Raw genomic sequence first — 20714 nt, 5'->3', positions numbered from 1 at the left:
TTGTTTCATAAAAATAAGGCAGCCCATTAGCTGCCTAGATGATATTCTAACTATAAAAGCCCATTTTCTTGCATTCGCTTCTTCTTATTCATAAAGACTTTATAGATGTAATCACCACGTCTGCGATCTACACTAGCTACTACTTCAGATAAGGGAGAGATATTTGCTTCCTTTTCAAACAAAACTAATGGGAGACCGTAAAAGATATATTGGGGATCATCTAACAAAACACCCCATCTACCTTTTAACTCTTGTTTGTACACCTCTCCTACATATCTTAGTAAAGCATCTAGAGTCATTTTTTCACTTTCAGCCTTGATGCTATCAACGGTTTGATACTTCTCCAAAATCCACTCTTCTAAACGTAGTAATGATTCTGGACTATAATCCAATTCTAGACTTTCTAGTTTTTCCGTTAATTCCTCCATGACATCGGGCATCAATGAAAGCCATTCTTGAAACCAATCATCATTTAAATTGCTTTTTTTCAATATTCTCACCCTCATTTATTTAAATACTACTTTAATTCCTGCTTCTTTCAGTTCATCAAGTAGAGGTTTACTAGCATCTGCTTTTTCAAAAACCCAAGTAATCTCCCAGCCATCAGCCACTAAATCTTTGTCTTTAGTAATTTCGTCACGAATTCTTTCATCCCTAGAGAAGTATCCCCTACTCCCATCATCTTTCGTTGTAGTTTTGTGTTCAATTCCTTTTTTAGTTGTTGGATCTGCGATATCTAAAATACGAAGACCATTAGGAGTATCAACAGAAACTTGAGTTGTGCCCCAACCGATGGACTTACGATAGTTATCTACAGCTTCATGTGATCTTCCCGGTTTTGTCATATTTGATTCATATACTTTACTCCATCGTTCATAATCCCATTTCCCACCATTGGCTTGATAAACTTCCCATCGATTTTGTTTATGTTCTGGAGTTCCAGGTTTTAATGATTTATCCTTCTCTTTGGGCTTAGTATTCTCTTTAGGCTTATTATTTCCAGTCGGACACCCACAACCATCATGAACAAGAATCTTCTTCCCTGCACTACCTACTTTTAAAATCTTAGTGGGTAATGGGAGGCTTTCGGCCACCTTCCAGACCCGATTCAGAATCGGAATATGGTTTCCGTTCTCATCCTTCCCATGCCAACCTTCCATAAACTGATCTTTGTCGAAAATCAATCTTCCCAAAGTTCCCCAAGGGTCTTCCCAAGCCGCATTCCATCCATCTTTGATGACATTCCACGAATCTTTGAGGTAACCAAGGGGATCACTGGTGATTTTATTCCATGTCTCCTTGATATCCTCCCAGCCAACCATATCACCTAGATAGCCCAAGGGATCATTCCAAATGCGTTTCAGATCACCTTCCTTGATTTGATTCCACTGATCTCCGAGCCAATCCATACTATCATTCCAGGTATCTGAGGCCCATTTGGTTCCTTTATCCCATTTATCTGAAACCCAATCCGTTCCTTTATCCCATTTGTCTGAAATCCAATCAAAGACTCCTTCCTTCTTTTCGTCTTTTTGATCTGAATCTGAGGAGGAATTAGGAGGAGGGGGAGAAGGCTTTGGATCATTTATAGGATCATTCCCATTTGTTTGTTCATTGGAATGTTCCGAATTGGGTTGCGAGACTGGAGGCGTTGTTTTGCCATCCAGTGCTTGGGTTACTTTGTCTTCCACTTTCGTTTGCATCAGGGAGTCTTTCATAAACATAAATAGAATCGCTGCTAGAAGGACACCCACGGCAATAATAATCACGTACTGTAACGTTGACGATCCTTTTTGAGAAGAAAGGGGCCGTTGCCAACGTCTAAGAAGCTCCAAAAAATTCATGGCTCGATTCTCCTTTCTTCTCTCTATGCAAATGTAAGTGAAGCGATAATGAGTAAGAAAAATAAAGTGAAGGGAATGAAAAAGATGGAGGCAAAACCTTTCCAAGCTGAAAAGTCATTGACTTCTCCCATAATCCTCGAAAAAATCACATAGTAAATCACCGTCATGGCTAGATCTAAAACACTAAAGATCAGGAAGAGGATGAGTAAAAACATAGAATCATCCATGATGGGTGTTTTCGACAGAAAGAGTTCACCACGAAAGATCAATAACATTGGTAGCAGAAGCACCCATTTGGAGGTATAAGGAATCGTTGCCCACGTAACAGCTTGCCTTGTTTCCGTAAATGTAGCGACACCACCAAATAAACGTGACGAACCGTGAATAACAAGAGTTAGGATCAACCAGGCAAGGGCTCCTAAGATCGGTCCGATGATGAAAGCTAGTATAAATAACGCCCCACCTGAAGTGGTATCCCCCATATCACGCATCGATGCTTGCTCTACAAATAGAGTGATCCCAAATAGAGAAATTAAAAGAATAGAAAGAGCTGGTGTAGTTTCCTTCATGGCATCATGGATGGCAACACGAGGTTCTTTCCAAATACGCATCCAATAGCTTTTCAATACATGAATCATCTGGTGACACCTCTCTCTTCGGGTTTGATCATGCCAATCAGATCGGCTTGAGATATGGGACCTAGCTGTCGGCTATCAAAACTATGAAGTCGTTCATCCCCCAACACATAGTAGCTATTTTCAGGAATTTTAGTAGGTTCAATATCTTTAATCTCTGGATATTTAGCAATATACGGCTCAGGGAGAACCGTTCCATTGATATAGACACGATGATCTCGAATCTCGATCGTCTCTCCTGGAAGAGCAATCACTCGCTTGATGAAATCCATCTTTTCTTGTGAGGAATGAAATACAACAATATCTCCCCGATGAATCGTAGAATAATTTTTATGAACAGTATAAACTTCTCCATTTTTTAAAGCAGGCTCCATACTATTTCCTTCAACCTGATAAAATGTGTAGAAGAATGAGTAGATCCAAAATAGCAAAATCACTAACGAACCAGCGATCCCAATCAAAATCCATAATCGCCTTTTAGAAGTGATCCATTCCATACAAAACCTCCTTGATCCACGACACTATTCGATATATTCATACCTTTGTTTATTATAACAAAATTGGATTAGCAAATAGATCAATTTCTAAAATTTATTTAATTAGAAAATAAATAACATAAAAAAACAGCCTCCAATCGCTTCCGAAAATTTAACCTATTGTCAACAGTTTCTCCCCTCTTTGTTGCCTTTAGGTTCCATTTATATTATACTTATTATTATATAGGAGGAATTAAAATCATGAGCGTCTTGGGAAAGTATATTGCTGACCAACGAATGGCTAAAAATCTTTCGAAACGTAAGCTAGCTGAACTTGCAAAGATTAGTCACACAGAAATACACCGACTCGAAAATGGAGAACGAAAACATCCATCACCTTTTGTGTTGAAGTCTATTGCCCTTGCCCTAAACTTAAACTTCAATGACATCATGAAAGTTGCAGGATATCTCGACGACGATGTTTCTACTTCTACTTCGCCAATATGGTTATCTGAAATCGATGATCTAAGTGAAGAGGAGCTAGACGAGGTGAGAGATTTTATCGATTTTTTGCGTAACAAACGAAAAAAGAAGCAATAAGAGTAAAATATCTGGAAAGGAAGTGGAAGGTGTTTGAATGTACTCATTGAAAAACTGAAAGAAGTCTTACTAGCGGTATTACCCATTACATTAATTGTATTAATATTAAACTTTACCATTTCACCACTTGAATCTCATTTAATCGTTAAGTTTCTACTAGGTGCTTTACTCATCATATTGGGGTTATCTATCTTTTTATTTGGTGTTGATCTAGGTATTAGTCCCCTTGGAAGTTTAATGGGAGGCTCTCTAGCTAAAAGTAATAAAGTATGGATCATTGGGATCGCTGGATTAATTCTTGGCTTCTTCATTTCCATTGCTGAACCTGATCTACATATCCTTGCGGGTCAAGTTGATTCGATTACTTCAGGAATGGTATCCAAGCTAAGTATTGTTGTCATTGTGTCTATTGGTATTGCAGTCTTGCTTACCCTGGGCTTACTCAGAATCGTTTATAATATACCTTTATATAAAATGCTAACTGTAATATATTTTATGATCTTTATTTTTGCCCTGTTCACCTCATCGGAATTTTTAGCCATATCCTTTGACGCTTCCGGTGCAACGACGGGTGCCATGACGGTTCCATTTATTCTTGCTCTAGCCATCGGTGTCTCCTCATTAAAAAAGAATGGAATCGCTTCAGAAGAAGACAGTTTCGGCCTGGTTGCCATCGCATCTTCGGGTGCCATATTATCAGTGATTATTATGAGTATCTTTTCAAAGACAGATCAACTAACAGGTAGTCTTGAAAATGATCTCACTACCTCCACCTCAATCATAGACCCCTTTATTCAAAAGGTACCCACGATCTTAAGCGAAGTTTCCTTTGCACTACTTCCCCTATTCATTTTATTTTTAGTCTTTCAAAAAATTTCTTTTCAATTACCTAAAAAACCTTTTCGAAAGATCTTAAAAGGACTGGCTTATACATTTATTGGATTAGTATTATTTCTGATTGGTGTCAATGTAGGCTTTATGGATGTGGGGACTAAGGTCGGGTATAATATTGCATCTTTGGATAACAGTTCTTTTGTGATCATCGTTGGCTTTATCTTAGGGTTAGTCACTATATTAGCCGAGCCAGCCGTCTATGTATTGACACAGCAAATCGAAAATGTTACCAGTGGGTATGTGAAAAGGAAAATGGTCATTTTTGCACTTTCCATCGGAGTCGGGTTTGCGGTAGCTCTATCGATGTTAAGAATTATCATCCCCGAAATTCAATTATGGCATTATCTACTACCTGGATATTTAATTGCGATCGGGATGACTTATTTTGTACCCAAACTATTTGTTGGAATTGCATTTGATGCGGGTGGAGTTGCTTCGGGTCCCATGACGGCAACTTTTATATTAGCTTTTGCACATGGTTCCGCTGAAGCGATCGAAGGAGCCAATGTTTTAATAGATGGATTTGGGATGATTGCGATGGTAGCTTTAACACCATTAATCGCTTTACAAATCTTAGGTTTAGTTTTCAAAATTAAATCTAAAAAAGGAGGATTGGAAACGAATGGAAAGTAATCCAGACATAACACGGTTTGAGATGATGTGTCTCGTTGTCAACTTTGGACTAGGAAGTAAAGTGATAAAAACCGCTAAGAAACATGGAGTATCAGGTGGAACCATCTTTTTAGGGAAAGGAACGATCAAAAACCGTCTATTAGAGTTTCTCGATTTATCTGATGTGCGAAAAGAGATTGTGTTAATGATCTCCGAGAAAACATTCGCCTACAAAGCTCTTGAAGAACTAAAAAAGCAACTCTCTTTGCATAAACCAAATCGCGGGATCGCTTTTACCACTTCTGTAATGAACGTGATCGGGGCTAGAAACTGTAACTCCAACCATATCGAAAAAAGTAGAGGTGTAGACAACGCCATGTATCAAGCCATTTTTACTATTGTCGATAAAGGCAAAGCAGAAGAAGTAATCGAAGTAGCCACCCAAGCAGGCTCCAAAGGGGGCACAATTATTAATGCACGAGGCTCAGGGATTCATGAAACGAATATGCTGTTTGCTATGCCGATCGAGCCAGAAAAAGAAATCATCATGATCCTGTCTGAGAGTCATCTTACAACCCCTATTGTTTCTTCGATTAGAGATCGTCTCAACATCGATCAGCCTGGCAATGGGATCCTATTTATCTTAGATGTCAATCAAGCTTATGGCTTATCTTAGACTTGCTTGTTTTTCATATTCATAAATATACCACCTATTTTTTTCTGATGTAGGTGGTATATTGCTGAAAATCTCGTATTGATTCAATCGTGTGAAACGAATCGATAGATTGAAAATCGCTCATAAGGATTACGCTCGTATAAACCAGCGAGTCTTACTTCATCTTTGAACTGAAAAGGGGTAGCGTTTTCTAGAAAATATATATAATCTTCTGATCCATAGTATAAAATCAGTTCTATTTCCCTCTTTGATTTTTCTACAGAGAGCAAAATATTGTTAATGACATTCATGAAAATTTGTATAGAAAACGGATTAAAAAAATAAAAGCGATTGTCTAATGGATCAATCGGATATTCTTCTGCATAGCAACAGTGAAAATGAATTTTATCTTGTCTATGTCTATTTTTCTTCAAATAACTATTTTTATTTTGAAGTGCTACTTGATAGAAGGTGTCGTTCATTTCTACTCCTACAGCAGATGCATTAAATAAATCATTGACATAAAAGTTTAGGCGTCCTTTTCCACAACCAAAGTCAACGATTTGATCACTACTCCTCAATTCATATTGATGAAATAACTTTTCTAGTGCCTCATATGGAGTTGGCTCATACCGATGATAATGCGTGGACTTATTAAATCCCTTTTGATCACCGACTGTTTTTATGTTTAAACATTTATCATAAAAGTGTTCTTTCACTTGACCACCATTTTCTACATTTGTTTTGTTCGGGACTAGATGATTCCTCTCTTATGATCATCATAAAGATTTCTCTAAACAGAATCCATGAGACATCCGATAAAGTCATCTCAAAATAAAGAAAAGAGCCTTCGACTGAGAATGGCTCTTTTCTTTGTGGTGTGGCTCTCTAATTTGCTTCAGAGGTTACCTCTGGATTCATCTTTACTATTGACTCTTTCTTATCTTTACTAGAGCGAAGTGGAATCTCTTTTAAGAATAAAGCAATCAGAACAGAGATTCCAGCAACAACCGCACCTGCCAAAAAGGTGGTTGTTATGGCATAACTTAATGCCTCGCGAATCATATCAAGCATTTTCAAAAACAAAGCTTGTGATTCTGGGGGCAAACTTTTTAACGCTGCCTCAATCTTAGGTTGATCCAATAAGTTCTGGGGATTGTGAAACAGTGCCATTTTTTCTGCCAAGGCGGGGTTTGTTGCTAATGCCTTTGTATTTTGCCCCATTGTCGTTGACAACTCAGCCATTTTCTTTGCTAGACTACTACTCATCAAACTTCCCATCACAGAAATGCCGATCGTTGCCCCAAGATTACGGAAGAGTTGCGATGTAGCTGTTGCCACTCCCAATTGCTGTGGCGAAACTGCATTCTGTACGGTTAATGAGAATACAGGCATGGCGACTCCAATTCCCAACCCTAGGATAACCATATATATAATAAGTTGATAGATAGGCGTATCTGGCGCCATCAAATACATGAAGACCATACCAAGAGTCATTACGATCAAGCCAATAATCGCCATCTTTTTATACTTGCCTGTCTTCGTCATGAATTGTCCTGCAAGAGCTGCTGTAATCAACATAGCGATCGACATTGGCATTGTTATATACCCTGCATAAGTAGGGGAGATTCCTTTAACCCCTTGTACAAAGAAGGGTACATAGATGATCGCTCCCATCATCCCAGCGTTTAAAAAGAAGCCCACTAAATTCGAAACAGTAAAGACACTATTTTTAAATAACCCAAGGGGTAGAATCGGACTCTTTACTTTGGTTTCAATCCAGATGAAGAGGATCAATGCAACAAGGGTCACAGCGAATAACCCCAGGATTTGCAATGAGCCCCACGCATATTGGTTTGGACCATCTCCCGCCCATGAAAAGGCTAGAAGCATCGGAACAATGGTTAACGTCATGAACAGTGAGCCTAAATAATCAACCGATTCCCCTTCTCGCTTTCCAACTTTGGGGAAGTTGATGAAGATCAAGATAAAGGCGATCACTCCAAGGGGAAGGAAAATCCAGAACACCCAATGCCATGCAAGATGATCAACAATATACCCTCCCATTAATGGACCCACAACACTAGAGATTCCAAAAACTGCACTCATAACCCCAGTCCACTTAGCACGCTCGCGTGGTTCATAGAGGTCTCCGATTGCCGTGGATACAGTAGACATGATGATCCCTGCACCAGCCCCCTGAATACCTCGATAAGCAATTAATTGAAAGATATCGGTTGAAAAGCCAGATAGAAGTGCTCCAAGCATAAAAAGTCCAATACCCAATAAAATAAATGGCTTTCTTCCATAGATATCAGAGATCTTTCCGACTAAAACCGCAGCGACAGTAGAAGTAAGGAGATAAATGGTGATTGCCCATGAATAATACTCCATCCCACCTAGATTAGCGATAATGCGTGGCATCGCAATCCCAATAATCGTCTGATTGATCGAAGCAAAAAACATAGATGTAATAATACCAATCATAATCGTTATTTTTTGTTTTTCTGTTAAGTCTTTCATTCACATGACTCCTCTTTCGGCTTATCGATATTCCTTAAAACCATTTGATAAATACGTATCAAATGATCGATATCTTCATCAGGCAAGCCTACAAAAAAATCCTTCACAGTACTCTTCACCTCAGCCCTATACTGGTTCAACAATTCTCGTCCTGGGTCTGTGATCTCCAAATAAACCACTCTTCGATCTTTGGTATCTCGTTTTCTAATTGCATAACCACTAGAAATTAACTTGTCAGACAGGCTCGTCACAGCTCCTGGTGTGATGCATAAACCATCCGCCAATATGGTAATTTTTTGTGGTCCAGACTTGTCAAGTTTTCGCAATATCAGTGCTTGAGATGCAGAAATAAGTGGATCTAAGCGCTTATGCCACTCAGCTGATACTTTTCTTTGAACCTCCATATAAAGCTCTTCAAAATCAGTTAATCGATCTCGACGGGTCATCATTACACTCCTATTTCACCTCATTAATAATATGCTACCTGAATGTTTTACCCACTAAAATATTAGTAAGTATATAATGGATTTATTCATAAGGTCAAATATTTTTTTCTAACAAAAAAGTCTTATCGACCGATTTGATCGATAAGACTCATCATTGAAAACTAGCCTATTTAGTCACATATGAACCCAAATCCTGTCGGGTCGTTGTTTCTCTACCTCACTCTTAGAGCATAGTCACAATAGTTGTTCCAGAAAAATATCTCTTAGCCATGATGAAGAAGTGGAGAAAGTCGTTCATTGATTAAAAATCGATCACTGGAACTTTAAAGATATTTAAAATGAAACTATGGATCATTGCAACAGGTAAACTTACGATCAAACTGAGTATCATCCTAATTTCATACAGGAAGCCTGTTTTTTCAATAGGCTTGCCTTTCATACGACTTTTGAGAGCACTGATCGCGATGCCGTAGCTATTACCTATCATAATCATCCGAATCGCACCTAAAATCCCTAGTGCTTTTTCTGTACCATATGCTTCAACGATCCGATCCCACGACTCCTTCGTTGGATTCCCTTTGGTATCAGCATAATGCTGGGCAAAGATGATCGCTTTGACTTCATGATCTGGAGCTCCTTCAATCGCTCCGGATAAGAGCATTTGTATTTCTTGATCACTCATTCCTTGCTCCAAGGCGATCTTTGTATGTCCATAAGCACATACTTCACAACCATTTACTTCTGTAACAGCTAGCATGATTCTCTCAATAAAATGAGAAGACATCTGTTTGTTTTTCTTATTCCTTTTCAAATATTTATATGTTCGTAAACCTTTGTATAGGGCCACATAACCTTCTTTAACCGTGTAAATCTTTTTATAAAACTCCTGTGCCATTTTTCTTTCTCCTATAAAAATCACCTTATTATTAACAACACATGTCGTTTATAATAAGTGTAAGTAATAACCCTATTGCTTACAATCGTTAAAATAGTTGAGATGTTGTCTAAGCAACACTTTGAAATAACTGTTTAAAATGGAGTGTTCATCACATGCAAAATGTAAAGGAAGACCCCCGTGTTATTCGGACAAGGAATCTGGTTATTGATGCTTTCCTTGCATTAATCAAAGAAAAAGATTTTCATTCTATCTCCGTGAGAGATATCACAGAACATGCCATGATTAATCGATCCACCTTTTACAATCATTTCCCCGACAAATATAAATTACTAGAAAAAATAGTAAATCAAATGATGTTGAATCGAGGATTTGAAAAGATTACACATGTATCAAAACTAGATAAAGATACTTTTCGGCTTCTTGTTTACTCCTTTTGCGACTTGGTCGAGGAATTAAAGCAAACCTTTGGACGCAACTACAGTACAGTAGTGATGATAATGGAGACAGAACTCAAAGATAAACTGATTGAAGTGATTAGCACTTTCTTTAAGTCTGATGATTCTGATCAAAATATATTAGTAGCTACGATGCTTGTCTCATCCATTTATAGCGCTTCATGTTCATGGATAAATGGAAATAAGAAAGTTTCACGTGAGGCTTTTTTTCAATCGATTCTACCTTTCCTTATGGGTTCCATCAGTCAGCTGACCATTTTGAAGAAAAGTGTTGTCTAAGAAATGGGGTTATCAAAAAAACAAAAAGGTCTTATCTATTTTTGATAAGACCTTGGGCTTACTGATCTACCCATTAAGAATTTTTTAATTTAAGCAGTGTACAACACTCCACATGGCTCGAGAGGACAGAATGAATGTCATTTGAGTGTGTCCGTTCTCGGAAACAGATCCACAGTGTTTTTGGCACTATCGGTAGACGGGAACATATCAATGAGTTTCACATACCACCTTCATGTTTTCAACGCCTTAATTCACTTCTAATAAGCTCTTTCCATTTACTAATATTCACGATTGCATTTTGCTCCCCCGCTAAATATATATCTTCAATTGTCATAGGCCAAAGTCTTAGTTCACGCCTTCTTTCATTGCTATGAACAGGGTTTGTTATTTTGCTTAATGATTTTACTATTTCTCGATTTTTCTTAAGAATATATTGTGTATCCCAATCATTATCATAAGCGTTAATAAAAAGATTAACTAAATGCGTATATCCTTCTTCTGTAAAATTCGAAGGATGCTGGATCATATAGCACGAAACAAGCCAAAAATGTAACTCATATAGCTTTGGATCATTATGCTCCCATACAAGAGGGAACCCGAATAGCTCATGGCATGAAAAACCATCGGTCTCCTTAGCTCCACATTCTATACATCTCCCAGATTTCATAACTGTGTTATTATCAACCATTTATAACCAACCTCATTTATTTAAATTACTTTAGTATACATTAATGTAATGTTTACCAAAGAAAAAAAGTCTTTATACATTTAAACTGGTCATTAGCGATCGCCAGCGCTCCATAAAAGGCAAGTCCGATACAATGTTGTGCTGAATGGGCGGTCGATATGCATTGGCCGATTGCCCTCGACGCCGCCTGGGCAACAGGATTTCCGTCCGCTTCACGTGCGGCCGCATGACAGTTTCGCCTGCGGCAGTTTGATTGTACCTGCCACCTACTCGCGGGTGGCGTTTAATGCGTTTTGCGGACGAAGGTCATCCAGATAGTACTTGCGCCACAGCGGCAGTAACCCCACTCGGAATAATCACGTTCAGCAAAGTGAGTCCTTCTTAATCTTCCATTTCCTTTCGCCATTCTACAAGTGCTTTTTCATGACTATCAATCATTTTATTTATCCATCTATGCATGTCAGGTAAATGTTTGTTTGTTACGGCATCCTCTTCAACTGTTTTAACTCCATGTGCAACGATTTGTTTTAAATGTTTAAAACCGTCTATCCGAACTTTTATCGCATGATCCCATATGGATTCACTAATCGTATAATAATCTGTTCGGTCTCCTGCCTTTGAAGTTTTCTCTAATAATCCATTGGATACTAACAATCTCACATTTGTCGAGATACTTCCTCTACTCACCTGCAAAAATTTAGATATTTGTTCGGCTGAAACAGGTTGATAGGAAACAAGCATTAGTCCTAAAATTCTTCCGCCAATTCGTGGAATTCCATAGCTCTCATAATAGATCCCTAGCTTTTCGATAAACGATTGTTTTTCTTCATTAAGTTCCCACTCAGTATTTTCCATATTAAAAACTCCTTTCTTTCATTTTTACTTATTCAAAAACTCAATAATAGCCTTATTAAAGGCTGTAGGGTTATCTTGGTTAGAACAATGGCTTGCATTTGGGATTTTTACCAATTGACACTGAGGTTCACTAGCTGCCCATGTAGGAGCAATTTTTTTAATATTACCTGTGCGATCCTTTTCTCCATAAACCAGCAACATGGGTTTATTTATTTTATAATCTTCTTCATCATGCAAACAAGCGGCAGTGGCTAAAAATATCTTTACAAAGTCTTTTTTCCCAACAAGGTTGAAAACTTTTCTCAAATAATGTTGGACGTCTGTGTTTAATGCACTTGCTTTCACACTCGCATTCACCAAATAACTCCATGGATATAGACGAATTAATAAAGGAGTTATGTTCAAATAAAACTTTTCTAAACTGGACAATTGCATCGTATTGCAGGTGCAATCAATCAATACCAACTTTTCAACTTTGTTAGGATAATAAAAAGCCATTTCCTGCGCTATATTTCCTCCCATGGATTGGCCAATAAATGTAGCTTGTTCAATCCCCTCTTTATTCATAATTTCAACTAAATCTTCCAATACTAATGGTATGCTAAAGGATTCCCCCATTGGTCTTGATAATCCATGGCCTCTCGCATCCCAAAGCAATATATTAAAGTTATTAACTAACTGCAATTGTTCATTAAACATTTCATGGTCGCAACCAGCTCCATGTAAGAAAATCAACCATGAACGGTTTCTCCAATGTGAAATCCAATAATGGATATCACATCCTCTCCTACTAACTACTCTTTGGAGTAATTTTCCTTCCATTTAAAACACCCTCTTACATAATGAAGTAATATGCTTAGAAACATTATTCAAAAAACTTATTTCATTAATTTTAGTAAACACTAAAATTAATGAAATCGCAAGATCTCTTTCATAAATATACTCTGTACCTGTAATGAATACTCTAAAAAATAAAAAAAGCCAGATCCCTCATTATCCAGCCCACTCTATCAAAACAATCTATTGTAAGTTGTTTTCTAATCTAGAAAGAAAAATAACGTAATCTGTTGGAGCACCCTTTTCACCTTGTTGCCTTAACATCGCTGTGACATTACCTCGATGGTAAGTTCCATGATTAACTACTTGGTAAATAATATCAGAAAGTGCTACCTCATTACGACCATATTGAGGAAGTTCTAAATCGATGGTTTGTTCGAAGTCTTGTTGTTTAAGAAAACTGTAATACTCCCTTGAAAGTTCATCATATAGCAGTTCAAGTGTATTCAAAGATGTGCCTGAAACTTGCTCCTTTCGCTTCTGAATCTCTATGCTTGTATCTTCATTACTCCTCCCTTTCATCCTCTCTAACCAATGAGGGGGTTAAAACATGATTAATATTAAAAAGCTGATAGATTGTTCAATAGCGGAAGCTGTAATAGCTCCTTTTCACCGACTCACCATTAAAGAAGTCGGTCAGCTTCTTAGCTCATGCTCTTAAACTTTTTGTGAAAAAAACGATAAGAAGCACAAGCCAGCACGAGTACCCCCGAATACATGAGCAAGCTTTCGATCGCTACCCGATCAGCCAACGGCCCGAAGATAACCATACCTAACGGCAATGAGCATGAATTCGCAATTTGAATCAGACTGAACACCCGACCATGCATGGAAGGCTCAACTTTTTCCTGCAAGGAAACCGTAATAGGTGCATTAAAATAAGGGCCTGTGATTCCGATCAAAAAATTTAACAGCAAGTATAGCGAAAATAAGGGGGCAGCACCTAAACCGATCATCAGCAGACCGTATAACGCACATGCAAGAGTAGTGGTGCTCATACGATTGCGAAAACCACCCCATAATGCTACCAACATCCCGCCTATAGCGAGTCCGGCGCTGTATGACATTTCGTTTACCGAGAGTCGCCACACTTCCGGGCCGAAAGATCGGCTGACCATTAAAGGGGTTAGAAAAGCGGCTGGACTGATTAAAATCATGACGATCACCAAGAACACGAGCAACCGCTGGATATATGCATTTTCTTTCAGATAACCGAATCCTTCTCGAATGCCTTGCAGTTGAGATTGCGGTTTGCTCTTGAGGTAAGCCGGCACTTGAATCACGAACATCAGGCTGATCCCGATGACGGCCGTGAACACATCAATAAATAACGTCATTTCGATGCTAACCACCGAAAGAATGGCTGCGCTCGCCGCGGGAGATAGAAACATCGTTAACGATGTGATGCTGCTATTTATTCCGTTGATCCGCATCAGCTTATCCTTCGGAACGAGCTGGGGAATCAGCGCGTTAACCGCGGGGGTCTGTACTCCAGTCCCTACCGAACGAATGAGCAACGCAGTAAAAAGCAACCAGATGCTTGTATAACCCGACAAAAACAGAATCGCCAAAATCAAGGTTACGAAAGCAATCGTTCCATCCGCTAGCATCATCATTTTTTTTCGATCAAAGCGGTCAATCCATACGCCCGCAAACAATGATATGGCGATTTGCGGAAGAAAGCCACAAAGGGTGGAAATCGTCATCATCGCACCGGATGAAGTCGAAAGCGTAATATACCATATAATGGCGTACTGAACCAAAGAGGAACCGAACAAGGAGACGGTTTGGGCAACCAAAAACAGAGTGATTTTCTTTTTCCAATTATCACTGATACGATCCATGAAAGAAACCTCCTAAATAGACTTCAAAAAATGAGTATAGGCATTCGTTAGACATGTTCCAGTTTTACTATGCGGTCGGCCCAAGCCTTATAAAAGCTCTCCTCATGGGACACAAGCAGTACGCTCCCTGAAAAGGATGCCAAAGCGTTCTGCAGCGCCTTTTTCGTTTCCGCATCCAAGTGATTCGTCGGTTCATCCATGATCAAAAAATTGCAAGAAGCAAGCAGAAGCCCGCATAATTTCACTTTCGATTGCTCGCCTCCGCTGAGTGTACCAACGGCCTGCATAGCATGGTTTCCCCTTACCCCACATCTCCCTAAATGACTCCGTATTTCTTTCGTATTCAAACCGGGAAACCGCTCCGAAATCACTTGGATCGTTTGTCGGAGGAAGTCCGAATATTTGCCATAATATTTGCGGATCGTTCCGAACTCGATGTCGCATATGCAAGTAGAGATCTTTTCCAGAAAGTCATAATCATGAGAAACGACAATAAAGGCGCCGTCGAAATGGGCCAGGAAACTGGCCAGCCATTCAACATGATCTTGATCCAGAAAGTTGGTTGGCTCATCCAACAACAAAACGTTCGGTTTTTCGGCGAGCAACTTGGCAAGAATTACTTTTGCCCGCTGCCCTCCGCTCCATTCATGAATGGAGCGATCCATTCCCATCGCATCGATACCCAAACCGCTAGCAATTTTGCCGATCTGGCTTTCGATCGAGTAGAAATCTTGGGCTTCGAGCTGTTCTTGATACGCCGCTGCCTGCAACAATAGAGCCTCATCACCGGTAACGGCGCTTTTCTCATAAAGATGGTTCAGTTTCTTTTCCGTTTCATACAAATCCGCAAACGCTGACTTCAGATAAACCGAAATGGTCAACGTACCGTTTATTTCGGCGTATTGGTCCAGATGACCGATTTTCATATTAGACTGCCATTTGACCATGCCTTGATCCGGCACAATTTCTCCTATCACTATTTTGATCAGCGTGCTCTTTCCTGAACCGTTTTGACCAACCATCCCCATGTGTTCGCCCTTATACAACTCGAAGGAGGCATCTTCATACAGTTTTTTGTACGCAAAGTTGTGTGACAAGCTTTCGACCTTAAGTAAGCTCATAACAATTCCTCTCTCTCTTAAAAAATATAAAAAAGCAGAGGGTTTAGCGCCACTGACGACGCCGGCCCTCTGCTTGACGTGTTTCAACCGATTTCGTTTGGCATGAAAGCGTCGAAATCGAAGCACGCAAAAAGGGCCACCGACAAAACGTTGTCGATGGCCCTTCATCATCTTTCATCGGCAAAATAGTTACACTTAAATAAGCATAGGATTCTATACTTTTTAAGGACTATTCAGCCGATGAATATAGGAAGCTTTATGCCCCCCGATTAGGCTCCGTACAACGCTTCATCGCGTTCAATTGCACGGAGCGAACTTTTCGCACAAGTTTAACGTATTGGATATATAACACGTTCAACACCCTTCCTTATCACAGTTAACCATAACATACGCTCTACTTTGGCGTCAGTTCATCATGAAAAAAAGAGGAAAAACGTTCGAGCTCGTTAGACCTATCTATAATTTCTCCCCTTGGAGTTCCTGCTTCATCATTCGAGGGTCAAGTACATTCCTCTACCTCCGTAACCATCGGAAGCGACGAAGCGGTAGCGCCATGACTGTTCTGACACGAGCGACCAACTACCGGCTGAAATCAACCTGTGGTGGGTTGAGTCGCCATAACCGGCTAGAGGGAGAATGATACTTCTACCTGGCCAGCGCCACTGCATTGGGGGCAGCCCGCTCGGATGAGGGGGAACTTCGTGAAAGAACTTTGCCAGGTCTCACGTTCAAGGAACAGTTGCTTCTAGGTTGACCTTACCATATTTATGCTGGAAGTTTGACATAACTCTATTTTATATGACAAATATTTCGCGTAAGGTTAAGTATTCAAAATAAACAATTGTAAAACGGACAATATTACTATAAAACAATTATTACAATTACCAAACATATCATCTGCAAATCTGATTGGAACGATAAATACATTTAAAAATACAAAACGTCGACCACAATCATTTTTAAACTGTAGTCGTCGTACATCTTCTTATCTTATTCTGTTGTGTTCCCACACACCAGTTCAATTCCTACCGAAACCTCAATATGGTTTTTCAACACTTTTTTCCACCCATTTTCACCATTTGGTACAAAGTGTGCATGCTTGTAAAACTAAGGATTTCTACATAATTTTCCGTTGTATCAACGCTATAGCCTCCACATGCCCCGTCTGCGGAAACAGATCTACAGGCTGAACTTCTTTCACTTCATACCCTTTCTCATGCAAAATCTTAGCATCCCGGGCTAACGTGGCTGGATTGCATGAGACATAGATCAGTCGTTCCGGTTTCATCCCGACAATGGCATCTAGTAACGTCGAGTCGCACCCTTTTCGAGGAGGATCGACGATGACTACGTCAGGCTGAATTCCTTGTTGGAGCCAACGAGGCATGACGGTTTCGGCAGCTCCCACTTCGAAATGAGCATGGTTGATCCCATTTAAGGTAGCATTCTGCTTCGCATCTTCGATCGCTTCGGGAACAATTTCAACTCCATACACTTGCTTGGCTGATGAAGCAATATAGAGAGCGATCGTCCCAATCCCGCAGTAAGCATCGATGACAGTTTCTTTTCCCGTTAAGCGAGCCATTTTTTTCACTTGATCGTATAAGACTTTCGTCTGGGTTGGATTTACTTGATAGAATGAATGTGGAGAGATTTTAAATTGGATCTCGCCGATGGTATCTACGATATATTCCTTGCCCCAGAGTAAACGGTGAGTCGGTCCTAGAATGACGTTGGTTCGTCGAGTGTTGATATTTTGTATGATTGATGTGATGTCTGGGAACTGCTGACGGAGACGTGTGATTAGTTCTTGCTTTTGTGGTAAGTGTTTGCCATTGGTAACAAGAACAATCATCATTTCACCAGTATGAAAGCCAATCCGTACCATGATATGTCTTAGGATTCCTTGGTGGGTTTGTTCATGATAAGCTGGAATCTTTAGCTCATTGGCTATTTTTTTCACAGCAGTGATGATTCGATCATTGTCAGGATGCTGGATCTGGCAGGCATCCATATCGATAATCTCATGCGAACCTGCGGCATAAAAACCCGCAATGATCCCACCACCCTCACGTTGACCAACGGGAACTTGTGCTTTATTCCGATACCGCCAAGGTTCTGTCATCCCGATCACAGGATGAACCACTATCTCAGGCAGTCCACCGATACGTGCAAAGCTATCCTGCACTTGCTGTCGTTTCATCTCGAGTTGGGCTTTATATGTGATGTGCTGAGTTTGACAACCACCGCATTGCTCAAACACAGGGCAAAGCGGTTCTGTTCGATCCGGATGGGGTTTGATCACTTCTACTAGTTCAGCTTGGGCATAGTTTTTCTTTACCAGTGTGATTTTCGCTTTCACTTGCTCACCCGTCACGGCAAGTGGTACAAAGACCGTAAAACCATCCACCTTTCCCACTCCTGAGCCGTTGTGTCCTTGCCCTGTAATTGTATACTCGATGGTCTGCCCCACTTGGACAGGTGGTGTTCGTTTCATCTGTTTTTCTCCTTTACAAAAAGCGCTCACCCAGTGATGAACGCTTCGATCCTAAGCTATCTCTGATTCATTCACTTATCATTTTAATAATGACCTTCGAAGCTTCCTTCTCTGTCCGACTTCTTTGATATTTTTCATATGAGGAACATAAGGAACAAAAACTTCCAAGTGTTTAGGCAAAACCGTATAACGACCTGATAAGTTCCCACGCCATTCTCCATCCAAGTTAAGTTTTAAGGGTTCAGTCGTGGCAATCTCTAGCTCTTCGGTCTGAAAGTAGATTAAACGTGAATGACTGAGGTGTTCTCCTTTATAAGCGAGGGCAACTAATTGTAGCAGCTCTGGAATCGTTGTTTTCGGTACAATAATCACATCCAATTTGCCATCACTTAAGTCAGCATCAGGAGCAAAGTTGACAAAGCCTCCTACGGATGCACTGTTAGCAATGATAAGTAACATAATCTCCTCTGTCCATGTTGTACGAGGAGTTTTTAATTGTACAGAAAAAGGCTGATTCAACCTTCCTAGCTTTTCTGCCGCTTTTGCATAATAGGCAAGTGGACCCATGAGGGCTTTCAAATGATGAGGGGCTTCGTAAGTGACTTCAGTGATCCGTCCAGCAGCGGCTACATTAATAAAATAGCGATCATCTCTTTGACCTAGGTCAATTCGTTTCGTTTGTCCAGTCGCAATCACTTCACAGGCACGACGTAAACTGCTTGGTAGTCGCAAGGCTCGAGCAAAGTCATTGGTGGTTCCAGCTGGTAAAATACCTAGCTTTGGAGGTTGGGAAAAAGGTGCTAATCCATTAATAACCTCATGGATCGTCCCATCTCCTCCAGCTGCAATCACAACTTCAAATCCCCGTTTTGCGGCTTCTGCAGCTTCTTTCGTAGCATGCCCCATTCCTTGGGTTGCACAGCAAGACGTTTCATATCCGGCGTGCTCTAGACAGTCTAAAATCTTGGATAACTGTTTCTCTACAAGCTCTTTTCCCGCAAATGGATTATAGATTAGGCGAGCTCTAGGCACTTGCCCACCCCTTTTCTCGCACAGATCTGTATGGTTTGACGAGGCTATGATTTCATTTTTCAGTTAGGATACTATCAGTTTAACCTATCTGACCATAACATGACAAAAGTTAGGATACAAATCAGAAATATAAAAAGGGAAACCAGCCCTTCATCAGGCTGGCTCTCTTTAGTGTAGAGTGGGTTTTATTTTTTATTCCTAAATGGGCAAAAGTAGCCACTACTACCATAAAAATTGGAGCCTGCAGAAGTGCCGTACCGATAACTGCAAAAGGCGTGAACTATATCGCCATTGAAATGGCGAGCTTCTCGTTTCATCGAACCGACCAACGTCGTATTCTCCACGAAGGCACGTTCCATGCCTGTAACTGTTTTAGGCTACTGCCTTTTTGAGAATATTTCTTGCGGCATTCACGTCTCTATCTTCTGTATAGCCACAAGAACAGCTATGAACTCTATCTTTTAGTTCTTTCTTTACGATCTGACCACATTCAGAACAAGCTTGAGACGTATGGTATGGATCAACTTGTACCACTTTCTTACCAGCGTACTCTGCTTTGTAAGTAGTGAATTGAATAAGTTGATTCCATCCAGCATCAACAATACTTTTCGCTAGGTTATGGTTTTTGACCATCCCTTTGATGTTCAAATCTTCAAAGGCAATCAGGTCGTATTGATCTACTAGGTATCTACTGATCTTATGGGCGGTATCCTTTCTCTGATTTGCTATGTACTCATGCATCTTTGCTAGCAAAGATACAGCTTTTCTACGACGATTAGAGCCTTTCTTACGTCTGGATACGATTCGCTGAAGTCGTTTTAGCTTTTGTTCTGACTTTCTAAGATACTTAGGATGTTCGAAGAATTTACCATCAGATGTAATAGCCAAATGTCTAACACCAAGATCAATACCGACTTGTTTTTCTGTTGAATGTTCTATGGTTTCGATTTCACAGGAAAAACAAGCATAGTACTTTCCGTTTTTGTGGATGATGGTACAGGTCTTGATCTTTCCTTCTACTTGTCTGTGACATTTGATACGAACATTCCCGATCTTGGATAGTTTCAGATATTTTCCATCAAGAGAAAATCCACTTTGTGGGTATGTAAAGCTATCATAACGATTCTTGCCTTGAAATCGCGGATATCCTGCTTTTTCGCCCGTTTTGATTCTGCGGAAAAATGCTTTAAATGCTTTATCTAAACGGCGTAGAACGTCCTGCAACACTTGCGATTGTACCTGTTTGAATTCTAGAAACTCTTTCTTTAGCTGTGGCAGTTCATTTTGTTGCATGTTGTAGTTAACAGAAATATCACGCTTTTCATAAGAAAACTTTCGTTGTTCCAACGCTATATTGTATAGCCAGCGACACAAATTCAAGGTAGTTTCGATTTGTTCAATTTGTACCTTATTAGGTTCTAACTTGAATTTGTACGACTTCATCATTTGATTTTTTCACCCTTTCTTTTTCTGATTTTCAATGTACTTACGATTTGACTGACCACACAATATGATAATTGACG

Annotated in this window: 20 protein-coding genes and 2 pseudogenes; 4 read left to right on the top strand and 18 right to left on the bottom strand. The window is 39.9% G+C overall.

Features of this window, described 5'->3' with window-relative positions; all coding sequences use genetic code 11:
* Positions 1-50 precede the first annotated feature (50 nt).
* Genes EDD58_RS05605 through lepB form a run of 4 tightly spaced genes read right to left on the bottom strand, consistent with a single transcriptional unit; the run spans position 51 to position 2976 of the window.
* The gene (locus EDD58_RS05605; protein WP_131923851.1) at positions 51-491 is read right to left on the bottom strand and encodes a hypothetical protein; all 441 of its coding nucleotides are present in this window, start codon (positions 489-491) and stop codon (positions 51-53) included.
* A gap of 15 nt (positions 492-506) precedes the next feature.
* Positions 507-1844 carry a hypothetical protein gene (locus tag EDD58_RS05600; protein ID WP_131923850.1) on the bottom strand — a complete coding sequence of 446 codons (1338 nt, stop codon included), beginning with the start codon at positions 1842-1844 and terminating at the stop codon, positions 507-509.
* Between the two features lie 23 nt (positions 1845-1867).
* The gene (locus EDD58_RS05595) at positions 1868-2482 is read right to left on the bottom strand and encodes a YIP1 family protein (protein ID WP_131923849.1); all 615 of its coding nucleotides are present in this window, start codon (positions 2480-2482) and stop codon (positions 1868-1870) included.
* Positions 2479-2976: a signal peptidase I gene (lepB, locus tag EDD58_RS05590; RefSeq protein WP_131923848.1), complete on the bottom strand. Its 498-nt coding sequence runs from the start codon at positions 2974-2976 to the stop codon at positions 2479-2481. The genes EDD58_RS05595 and lepB overlap by 4 nt, the downstream gene beginning before the upstream one ends.
* A 240-nt stretch (positions 2977-3216) precedes the next feature.
* Between lepB and EDD58_RS05585 the strand changes: the two genes are divergently transcribed.
* From EDD58_RS05585 to EDD58_RS05575, 3 genes are read left to right on the top strand one after another with little or no spacing between them, the layout of a single operon-like run.
* Positions 3217-3555, top strand: a complete 339-nt coding sequence (locus tag EDD58_RS05585; protein ID WP_131923847.1) for a helix-turn-helix domain-containing protein — start codon at positions 3217-3219, stop codon at positions 3553-3555.
* 33 nt (positions 3556-3588) lie between these two features.
* Positions 3589-5082: a DUF1538 domain-containing protein gene (locus tag EDD58_RS05580; RefSeq protein WP_131923846.1), complete on the top strand. Its 1494-nt coding sequence runs from the start codon at positions 3589-3591 to the stop codon at positions 5080-5082.
* Positions 5072-5737: a P-II family nitrogen regulator gene (locus EDD58_RS05575; RefSeq protein ID WP_131923845.1), complete on the top strand. Its 666-nt coding sequence runs from the start codon at positions 5072-5074 to the stop codon at positions 5735-5737. Before EDD58_RS05580 ends, EDD58_RS05575 begins: the two co-directional genes overlap by 11 nt.
* Positions 5738-5820: 83 nt before the next feature.
* Here EDD58_RS05575 and EDD58_RS05570 read toward each other — a convergent pair whose 3' ends face one another.
* From EDD58_RS05570 to EDD58_RS05555, 4 genes are all read right to left on the bottom strand, one after another.
* Entirely contained in the window at positions 5821-6435 is a 615-nt protein-coding gene (locus tag EDD58_RS05570; protein WP_131923844.1) for a class I SAM-dependent methyltransferase, read from the bottom strand.
* A 169-nt stretch (positions 6436-6604) separates the two neighbouring features.
* Positions 6605-8239, bottom strand: a complete 1635-nt coding sequence (locus tag EDD58_RS05565) for an MDR family MFS transporter (RefSeq protein ID WP_131923843.1) — start codon at positions 8237-8239, stop codon at positions 6605-6607.
* Positions 8236-8685, bottom strand: coding sequence for a MarR family winged helix-turn-helix transcriptional regulator (locus EDD58_RS05560; RefSeq protein WP_131923842.1), 450 nt, complete (start codon positions 8683-8685; stop codon positions 8236-8238). The genes EDD58_RS05565 and EDD58_RS05560 overlap by 4 nt, the downstream gene beginning before the upstream one ends.
* Before the next feature lie 301 nt (positions 8686-8986).
* Complete coding sequence (locus tag EDD58_RS05555) at positions 8987-9580, bottom strand: carboxymuconolactone decarboxylase family protein (RefSeq protein WP_131923841.1); 594 nt, start codon at positions 9578-9580, stop codon at positions 8987-8989.
* 155 nt (positions 9581-9735) lie between these two features.
* Here EDD58_RS05555 and EDD58_RS05550 point away from each other — a divergent pair, with 155 nt between their 5' ends.
* Positions 9736-10317, top strand: a complete 582-nt coding sequence (locus EDD58_RS05550; protein WP_131923840.1) for a TetR/AcrR family transcriptional regulator — start codon at positions 9736-9738, stop codon at positions 10315-10317.
* A 238-nt stretch (positions 10318-10555) separates the two neighbouring features.
* On the opposite strand, the gene EDD58_RS05545 is transcribed toward EDD58_RS05550, so the two are convergent.
* The 10 genes and pseudogenes from EDD58_RS05545 to EDD58_RS05500 all read right to left on the bottom strand — a co-directional run bounded on the left by EDD58_RS05545 (position 10556) and on the right by EDD58_RS05500 (position 20634).
* Complete coding sequence (locus EDD58_RS05545) at positions 10556-11005, bottom strand: DUF5946 family protein (protein ID WP_131923839.1); 450 nt, start codon at positions 11003-11005, stop codon at positions 10556-10558.
* A gap of 52 nt (positions 11006-11057) precedes the next feature.
* Positions 11058-11228, bottom strand: a pseudogene (locus tag EDD58_RS15330) (putative immunity protein); the annotation flags it as partial.
* A 158-nt stretch (positions 11229-11386) separates the two neighbouring features.
* Positions 11387-11860: a GbsR/MarR family transcriptional regulator gene (locus tag EDD58_RS05535; protein WP_131923838.1), complete on the bottom strand. Its 474-nt coding sequence runs from the start codon at positions 11858-11860 to the stop codon at positions 11387-11389.
* A gap of 24 nt (positions 11861-11884) precedes the next feature.
* Positions 11885-12682 carry an alpha/beta fold hydrolase gene (locus tag EDD58_RS05530; protein ID WP_131923837.1) on the bottom strand — a complete coding sequence of 266 codons (798 nt, stop codon included), beginning with the start codon at positions 12680-12682 and terminating at the stop codon, positions 11885-11887.
* A gap of 198 nt (positions 12683-12880) precedes the next feature.
* Positions 12881-13225: pseudogene (locus tag EDD58_RS05525) on the bottom strand (DinB family protein); the annotation flags it as partial.
* Between the two features lie 116 nt (positions 13226-13341).
* Complete coding sequence (locus EDD58_RS05520; RefSeq protein WP_131923835.1) at positions 13342-14541, bottom strand: MFS transporter; 1200 nt, start codon at positions 14539-14541, stop codon at positions 13342-13344.
* A 47-nt stretch (positions 14542-14588) separates the two neighbouring features.
* Positions 14589-15662: an ATP-binding cassette domain-containing protein gene (locus tag EDD58_RS05515; protein WP_131923834.1), complete on the bottom strand. Its 1074-nt coding sequence runs from the start codon at positions 15660-15662 to the stop codon at positions 14589-14591.
* 1117 nt (positions 15663-16779) lie between these two features.
* Complete coding sequence (gene rlmD / locus EDD58_RS05510) at positions 16780-18159, bottom strand: 23S rRNA (uracil(1939)-C(5))-methyltransferase RlmD (RefSeq protein WP_131923833.1); 1380 nt, start codon at positions 18157-18159, stop codon at positions 16780-16782.
* Between the two features lie 78 nt (positions 18160-18237).
* Positions 18238-19191 carry a YegS/Rv2252/BmrU family lipid kinase gene (locus EDD58_RS05505; RefSeq protein ID WP_131923832.1) on the bottom strand — a complete coding sequence of 318 codons (954 nt, stop codon included), beginning with the start codon at positions 19189-19191 and terminating at the stop codon, positions 18238-18240.
* 372 nt (positions 19192-19563) lie between these two features.
* Positions 19564-20634: an RNA-guided endonuclease InsQ/TnpB family protein gene (locus EDD58_RS05500; RefSeq protein ID WP_207903259.1), complete on the bottom strand. Its 1071-nt coding sequence runs from the start codon at positions 20632-20634 to the stop codon at positions 19564-19566.
* Positions 20635-20714 lie beyond the last annotated feature (80 nt).

Origin of the sequence: Hazenella coriacea (genome assembly GCF_004341825.1) — a bacterium.
Classification (GTDB): Bacteria; Bacillota; Bacilli; order Thermoactinomycetales; family Thermoactinomycetaceae; genus Hazenella; species Hazenella coriacea.
The sequence above is the reverse complement of the archived record's forward strand: the minus strand, read 5'-3'. Positions and strand labels throughout refer to the sequence as shown.